Source organism: Streptomyces sp. NPDC005648 (assembly GCF_040605395.1).
Lineage (GTDB): Bacteria > Actinomycetota > Actinomycetes > Streptomycetales > Streptomycetaceae > Streptomyces.
In genome coordinates this window covers 1-3366 of record NZ_JBEXCS010000193.1, presented here as the reverse complement: position 1 = coordinate 3366, position 3366 = coordinate 1, and the positions used below count along the sequence as shown (strand labels likewise).

At 69.9% G+C, this 3366-nt stretch carries 4 protein-coding genes; 2 read left to right on the top strand and 2 right to left on the bottom strand.

Annotated elements, in window-relative coordinates:
* Positions 1-78: 78 nt before the first annotated feature.
* A complete protein-coding gene (locus tag ABZT17_RS45035; protein ID WP_356357986.1) occupies positions 79-1125 on the bottom strand; it encodes a chitinase in 1047 nt (348 codons plus the stop codon).
* 162 nt (positions 1126-1287) lie between these two features.
* Between ABZT17_RS45035 and ABZT17_RS45030 the strand changes: the two genes are divergently transcribed.
* Positions 1288-2298, top strand: a complete 1011-nt coding sequence (locus tag ABZT17_RS45030; protein ID WP_356357985.1) for an aldo/keto reductase — start codon at positions 1288-1290, stop codon at positions 2296-2298.
* Positions 2299-2323: 25 nt separating this feature from the next.
* Positions 2324-2914: a TetR family transcriptional regulator gene (locus tag ABZT17_RS45025; protein WP_356357984.1), complete on the top strand. Its 591-nt coding sequence runs from the start codon at positions 2324-2326 to the stop codon at positions 2912-2914.
* Between the two features lie 50 nt (positions 2915-2964).
* On the opposite strand, the gene ABZT17_RS45020 is transcribed toward ABZT17_RS45025, so the two are convergent.
* Complete coding sequence (locus ABZT17_RS45020; protein ID WP_356357983.1) at positions 2965-3171, bottom strand: hypothetical protein; 207 nt, start codon at positions 3169-3171, stop codon at positions 2965-2967.
* Positions 3172-3366: the final 195 nt, after the last annotated feature.

The following is a 3366-nucleotide window of genomic DNA, read 5'->3' as shown; positions in this document are numbered from 1 at the left end:
CGGGAGCCGGAATGGAGCCGGGGAGAAGGCGGGGTTGGAGGCGCGAAGAGGAGACTCGGCCCGCCCGGCGTTCGTGCGTCAACGCCCTTGCAGGGACTTCACGTTGTCGCCGAACGTCCAGTTCTTCGAGCCGTCCCAGTTGATCGACCAGGTCATCAGACCCTTGAGCGAGGTGCCGTAGTGCTTCCAGGCCTGGGAGACCAGGGACGGTGACATATAGCCGCCGCCCGCGCCCGACTGCGCGGGCAGTCCCGGTACCTGCTTGTCGTACGGCACCTTGATCGTCGTGCCCTGCACGACCAGGCCCTTGTTGAGGCAGTCCGTCTGGGCGGTGAAGCCGGCCACCGTGCCGGCCTGGTAGGAGTCGCCGGAGCAGCCGTACATGCCGCCGTTGTAGTACTGCATGTTCAGCCACCACAGACGGCCGTTGTCGGCGTACTTCTTGATGACGGGGAGGTAGGCGCCCCAGATCGAGCCGTAGGTGACGCTGCCGCCCGTGACGTACGCCGTCTCGGGGGCCATGGTGAGGCCGAAGCCGGACGGCATCCGGGCCAGCACTCCGTCGATGATGCGGATCAAGTTCGCCTGGGAAGCGGAGAGTTGGGTGATGTTTCCGCTGCCCACCAGGCCCGTCTCGATGTCTATGTCGATGCCGTCGAAGTTGTACTTCTTCAGGATCGGGACGATCGTCGCCACGAAACGGTCGGCCACCGTCTGCGAGCTGAGGTCGATACCGGCCGCGGCGCCGCCGATCGACAGCAGGACCGTCTGCCCGGACGCCTTCGCCGCGCACATCTCCGCGGGCGTCGCCACCTTCACGCCCGCGTCCATGCCGTCCTCCCACAGGGCCGTGCCGTCCGAACGGATCACCGGGAAAGCCGCGTTGATCACGTTGTAGCCGTGGGCGGGGATGCGGGAGTCGGTGACGGGGGTCCAGCCGAAGGGCGGGTGGACGCCGTTCGCGGAACCGTCCCAGTTCTCCCAGTAACCCTGGAGGACCTTGCCGGACGGTCTCGGTTTCGTGGCGCAGGTGTCGGCCGCCGAGGCGGTGGTGGAGAGGGGGAGCTGGGCGAGACAGGCGGTCGTCAGCGCGGCTGCGAGCAGACGCAGGGGGCGGCGGAGCATACGGGCCTCCCGGTGGGGGTGCGGTGAGGTGTCGTAGGCATGACAGTGCTCTGGTCCAGACCTCTCGTCAATAGGTCTGGACCAACGAGGGGGGGTGCGGTGAAGTTGGAATGACAGCTGACAGATATTGAAATCTGTCAGCTGTCATGGAAGGGTGAGGGCATGACGATGCGAACCCGAAACCTCGGAACCGCCGGCCCCCAGGTCTCCGCCCTCGGCCTCGGCTGTATGGGCATGTCCGGCATGTACGGCGAGGCGGACCGCGCCGAATCCATCGCCACCATCCACGCCGCCCTGGAAGCCGGCGTGACCCTGCTCGACACCGGCGACTTCTACGGCATGGGCCACAACGAACTGCTGATCGCCGAGGCCCTGCGCACCGCCCCGGCCGCCCTGAGGGAGAACGCGCTGGTCAGCGTGAAGTTCGGCGCCCAGCGCGGCCCGGACGGCGCCTGGCACGGCTATGACGCGCGCCCGGCCGCCGTGCGCACCTGGGCCGCGTACTCCCTCCAGCGCCTCGGCGTCGACCACATCGACGTCTACCGCCCCGCCCGCCTCGACCCCGACGTGCCGATCGAGGAGACCGTGGGCGCGATCGCGGAACTGGTCGAGAAGGGGTACGTCCGCCACATCGGCCTCAGCGAGGTCGGCGCCGAGACCGTCCGCCGGGCCGCCGCCACCGCCCCCATCGCCGACCTCCAGATCGAGTACTCGCTCATCTCCCGCGGCCCCGAGGGGCAGATCCTGCCCACGCTGCGTGAGCTGGGCATCGCCGTCACCGCGTACGGGGTGCTCTCGCGCGGGCTGATCTCCGGCCATGTCACACCCGGCCGGGAGTACGCGGCGAACGACTTCCGCGCCCACTCGCCCCGCTTCCACGGCGACAACCTTCGGCACAACCTCACCCTGGTCGAGTCGCTGCGCAAGATCGCCGAGCAGAAGGGCGTCTCCGTCGCGCAGATCGCCATCGCCTGGGTGCTGTCGCGGGGCGAGGACATCGTGCCGCTGGTCGGCGCCCGGACCCGCGAGCGGCTCGGCGAGGCCCTCGGTGCCCTGGAGGTGACGCTGGACGCGGCCGACCTCGCCGCCATCGAGTCCGCCGTGCCCGCGGACGCGGCGGCCGGTGAGCGGTACGCCCCCGCGCAGATGGCCATGCTCGACAGCGAGCGCTGATCACGGTGCCGGGTACGGTCTAGCCATGGCCCCGACCAGCGAGACCCTGACCGCCGAGCGCATCCTCGCCGCCACCGAGGAGGTGCTGCGCCGCCATGGCCCGGCCAAGGCGACCGTGGTCGACGTGGCCCGCGCGCTCGGCGTCAGCCACGGCAGCGTCTACCGGCACTTCCGGACCAAGGCGGCGCTGCGGGCTGCCGTCACCAAGCAGTGGCTGGACCGTACGACGGAACTGCTCGCCTCCATCGCCGCCGACACCGGTCGGGACCCCGAGGCACGGGTGCGCGAGTGGCTCGCGGCGCTCTTCGCAGCGAAGCGGCGCAAGGCCGGGATCGATCCGGAGCTGTTCGCCACCTACTCGGTCCTGGTCTTCGAGGCCGTCGAGGTGGTCGGCACCCATGTCGCGGAACTCACCGGGCAGTTGACGGACATCGTGCGCGACGGTGTCGAGTCCGGCACCTTCCGGGCCGACGACCCGTCCGCCGCCGCCCGCGCCCTCTTCCAGGCCACCGACCGCTTCCACGACCCGCGTTACGTCAGGGAGTGGGAGAAGCCCGGTGTGGAGGGGGAGTTCGAGGCTGTGGTGGACTTGCTGGTGCGGGGGCTGCGGGCTTAGGGCCTGCGGGCTTATGGCCTGCCCGGCGGATCGGCCCCGCCCCGCCCCGGCTACCCCTCCGACGGGTTGACCGTCGCCTGATGGGCCTCGGCCAGATGCTCCTCCGCCTTCAGCCAGGGCAGGAACTGCGCGCCCTTGCGCCACCCGCACGTGTCGCACTGGATCGTGCGCTGCACTCCCGAGCGCCGTACCCGCACGACGTGTTCCCGCCCGTGCTGGTCCCAGCGGCTCACCTTGCTCGTGTTGATCTCCAGCATGATGTCTCCCCTCCGGCACAGGAGTGTGCAGCAAGACCAACATCAACAGGGGGTTCCCCCTCGTGAGTTGACCGAGCTGTGGCCGAACCCCGGCCGGCTTCGGGGGGTTCGAGGAGTTCGGGGGTGTGGGGGCGCATGTCGTCGTTCTGCCGCACGCTCATCTGCGCCAGGTGCGCCGACAGGACGTCCGAGACC